The sequence below is a fragment of the Psychrobacter sp. ENNN9_III genome, from assembly GCF_001462175.1.
Lineage (GTDB): Bacteria > Pseudomonadota > Gammaproteobacteria > Pseudomonadales > Moraxellaceae > Psychrobacter.
The window spans coordinates 1-4,400 of the sequence record NZ_LNUO01000120.1; the positions used below are offsets into that span (position 1 = coordinate 1).

General features: G+C 44.2%; 2 protein-coding genes. Both read left to right on the forward strand.

Annotated features, from left to right (window positions below):
- Window position 1: 1 nt before the first annotated feature.
- Window positions 2–2,674: an alanine--tRNA ligase gene (alaS, locus tag PENNN9_RS07385; RefSeq protein WP_058369059.1), complete on the forward strand. Its 2,673-nt coding sequence runs from the start codon at window positions 2–4 to the stop codon at window positions 2,672–2,674.
- 294 nt (window positions 2,675–2,968) lie between these two features.
- Window positions 2,969–4,255 (forward strand): aspartate kinase, encoded by a 1,287-nt coding sequence (locus PENNN9_RS07390; RefSeq protein WP_058369060.1) that lies wholly within the window; start codon window positions 2,969–2,971, stop codon window positions 4,253–4,255.
- The last annotated feature ends 145 nt before the right edge of the window (window positions 4,256–4,400 follow it).

Below are 4,400 nucleotides of genomic sequence, written 5' to 3' on the forward strand. Positions count from 1 at the left end.
TGTGAGTCAGCCATTTCGCTCAGCCGATATTCGTCAAGCTTTTCTAGATTTTTTTGTGAGCAAGCAGCATACCGTTGTGTCTTCATCAAGTCTCATCCCGCATAATGATCCCACACTGCTATTTACCAATGCCGGTATGAACCAGTTTAAAGAGACGTTTTTGGGCATGGAGCCACGTGACTATACACGTGCTGTATCTTCACAAAAATGTGTACGTGCAGGCGGCAAACATAATGATCTGGACAATGTTGGCTATACGGCACGGCATCATACGTTTTTTGAGATGCTAGGTAACTTCTCATTTGGTGATTACTTCAAGCAAGCAGGCATTGCATACATTTGGGAGTTTTTGACATCTGATGAATGGCTTGGGATAGACAAGGATCGCTTGTACGTGACCATTTATGAAACCGATGATGAAGCCTTTGATATCTGGAATAAAGATATTGGTATTCCTAGCGATCGTATCATTCGTATCGGTGATAATAAAGGCGCACCCTACGCGTCTGATAACTTCTGGACGATGGGCGATACTGGTCCTTGTGGTCCTTGTACTGAGGTCTTTTACGATCACGGTCCTGAGATTGAAGGTGGCTTACCTGGTACCCCTGAAGAAGACGGCGACCGCTATATCGAGATTTGGAACTGCGTATTTATGCAGTTTAATCGTCAAAAAGATGGCACCATGCTGCCATTGCCTGCGCCTAGTGTCGATACTGGCATGGGGCTTGAGCGTATTAGCGCCATCATGCAAAACGTCCATGGCAACTACGAGATTGATTTATTCGTTCATCTGATGGATGCCGCTGCTGATATTTTAGTTATCCAAAATGAGCAGCAGTCATCGCTTAAAGTGATCGCTGATCACATACGTGCAGTTTCCTTTTTGATTGCTGATGGTGTCCTGCCAAGCAATGAAGGGCGCGGTTATGTGTTACGCCGTGTCATTCGCCGAGCTGTCCGCCATGGTAATAAGCTTGGCGCCGATAGCGATTTCTTCTATAAGATGGTCGCGCCACTCGTAGCTGAAATGGGAGAAGCTTATCCTGAGCTAAAGGATAAGCAAAGCGTCATCGAAAACGCGATTCAAAAAGAAGAAACTCAATTTGCCAAGACACTAGCACAAGGTTTACGTTTGCTTGCCGCTGAGCTTGAAGGCCTGCAAGACGGCGATACCCTCTCTGGTGAAGCGGCGTTTAAACTTTATGATACTTATGGATTCCCGCTAGACTTGACGGCTGACATCACGCGCGAGCGTGGTATTGTGATCGATGAGGCTGAGTTCGATGAGCATATGCAAGCACAGCGTGATCGCGCGCGTGATGCTGGCAAATTCGATGTTGATTACAGCAGTGTCATTCAAGTAGAGAGTCCTACTGAATTTATTGGTTATGAGCAATTAGAAGAAGAAGGTGTGACCATTGATGCTCTTTATCAAGACGGCAATCAAGTAGACAACTTGAACGAAGGTATGGAAGGCGTTGTTGTGCTTGATCGCACACCATTTTATGCTGAAGGTGGCGGACAGGTTGGCGAGCTGGGCGAAATTCGTACCGCCTCCGGTGTCTTTGAAGTTCAAGATACCAAAAAATCTGGTCAAGCCATTATCCATTATGGTGTCGTCACTATGGGAGAGGTTGCTACTAAACAAACAGCTGATGCTCAAGTTCTGTCTGATGTTCGTGCCGCTAGTGCCAAAAACCATTCTTCCACTCACCTATTGCATGCAGCATTAAAATTAGTGTTGGGCGATGAGGTTGCACAAAAAGGCTCGCTGGTATCAAGCGATGTGTTACGTTTTGACTTTGCTTATGACAAGCCCGTCAGCAGTACTGAAATAATGCGCGTAGAACGCCTAGTCAATGAACAAATACAAGCTAACGTGCCTGCTTGTATCGAGAATATGCCCATCGATGAAGCGATGCAAAAAGGTGCAGTGGCGCTATTCGGTGAAAAATATGGCAATGACGTTCGCGTCTTAACAATGGGCACAGACAGTATCGTTGACGGACAGCGTCAGCCCTTCTCTATTGAGCTATGTGGTGGCCTTCATGTGCAGCGTACCGGTGATATCGGTGTCTTCAAAATTATCAATGAGTCTGGCATTGCCGCAGGTATTCGCCGGATTGAAGCCGTTACTGGCATGGGTGCGATAAAATATATCCAGCAAAATGATCAGCAGCTGAGCACTTTAGCATCTCAGCTCAAGGTCAAACGTCCTGAAGTAGCCCAGCGTGTACAGACCATGGCAGACAAACAGCGCGACTTAGAAAAACAACTGGAGCGCCTACAACAGAAAATGGCCAGTGCTCAAGCGGCGAGCTTATTAGACAATGTGCAGACGATTGCAGGTACGCCAGTATTGATTAGTACTGTTGAGGGTATTGATGGCAAGTCGATTCGTCCTTTAATGGATGACATCAAGTCCAAACTATCAGACAGCGTAATCGTCTTAGTGGGTGATAAAGATGGACAACTAGCATTGGCGGCCAGTGTAGCCAAGTCAGTCACTGCTCGTATTAAAGCCGGTGACATCGTTCGTCATCTTGCCAGTGAGCTCGGAGGTAAAGGCGGTGGTAAACCTGATTATGCACAAGGCGGTGCACCCAAAACCGATAATACAGGTATAGTCATCAAAGATTTACCAGCGTGGATTGAGTCACAACTTGACTAAAGATGGGCGATATGCTCAGATTTTAGTAGATTATCTGATTGGTTATAACCATTATAACCAATCGCCATGTATCTAATAGCGGTTACGACTTAAAATCAGCGTGCTAGTGTGGTATAAAGTATGGCGGTCAGCTCTTAAACCAGTCTGCCATCAAAAAAATAGACAGCACAGCAGTTTTTATCATCCGGCTTTATCGTTATTAGTATCTACCTCGAGCCATAGGAACAAATAGACTCATTGTAGGTTAACGCTAGCAACTTATAGACAGCCATTGTCGAATAATAGGTAAATTTTATGGCTTTAATAGTCCAAAAGTATGGTGGTACGTCGATGGGCAGTATCGACCGTATCAAAAATGTCGCAAAACGCGTCAAACGTTGGCACGACAACGGTCATCAAGTGGTCGTTGTGGTTTCAGCTATGAGCGGTGAAACCAACCGTTTAATCGATCTGGCTCGTCAAATTAGCACTCAGCCTGATCCTCGTGAATACGATCAAATGGTCTCGACAGGTGAGCAAGTTTCTATCTCACTCCTAGCCATGGCAATCAAAGAGCTTGGTATTGGTGCTCGCTCAATGACTGGTCGTCAAGTAGCGATTAAAACGGATAACGCGCACAATAAAGCACGTATCGAAAGCATTGATGATAAAAACATACGTGAACAACTAGACGCTGGTAATATCGTTATTGTGGCAGGTTTTCAAGGTATTGATGAAGAAGGCAACGCAACTACATTAGGCCGCGGTGGTTCTGATACGACAGGTGTTGCGATTGCAGCTGCTTTGGGTGCAGACGAGTGTCAAATTTATACAGATGTTGATGGCGTCTATACCACCGACCCTCGCGTCACCTCAAAAGCTAAAAAACTTGAAAAAATCACTTTTGAGGAAATGCTCGAAATGGCAAGTCTTGGCTCCAAGATTTTGCAAATTCGTTCAGTAGAATTCGCTGGTAAGTATGGTGTGCCTTTACGTGTACTTTCTAGCTTTGATGAAAATACCGACGGTAGCTTTGATCAAGAATTTCAAGACACTGTCGGCACCCTAATTACGATAGACGAAGGAGACAATATGGAACAGGCAATCATCTCAGGTATCGCATTCAACCGAGACGAAGCAAAAATTGTAGTACGCGGTGTACCTGATCATCCTGGTATTGCCTCTGCTATCTTAAGCCCGATTGGTCGCGCTAACATTGAGATCGATATGATTGTACAAAATCTTTCAGATCAAGGTACAACAGACTTCACCTTTACCGTTAATCGCACTGACTTAGACAAAACTATGAAGGTGCTAAACGACGAGGTTAAAGATGAGATTGGTGCAAAAGAGATCCTAGGCAATAGTGAAGTTGTCAAAGTTTCATTAGTAGGCGTTGGTATGCGCTCGCATGCAGGTGTTGCCAGCTTAATGTTCCAAACTCTTGCTGAAAACAACATCAATATCCAAATGATATCGACTAGCGAAATTAAAGTTTCTGTTTTGATTCAAGATCAGCATTTGGAAAAAGCGGTTAAGTCGTTACATACTGCATTTGGTCTAGATCGTGAAGACGGTGATAGCAAAATTGCTGGGTTATAAAAACAATATAAAACACTAAGCTCTGATGATATAAGCTTTGATCATCATTAGAACCATTAGAAAAACCGTTAAAACTGCGAAGCTGTTTTAACGGTTTTTTATTGAATAGCTATTGATTACTTCTGGTAATTATTTGCTTCAATAA

Coding starts and splice junctions, on each gene's coding strand:
- PENNN9_RS07390 (WP_058369060.1), top strand. CDS start 2,969: ATGGCTTTAATAGTCCAAAAGTATGGTGGTACGTCGATGGGCAGTATC.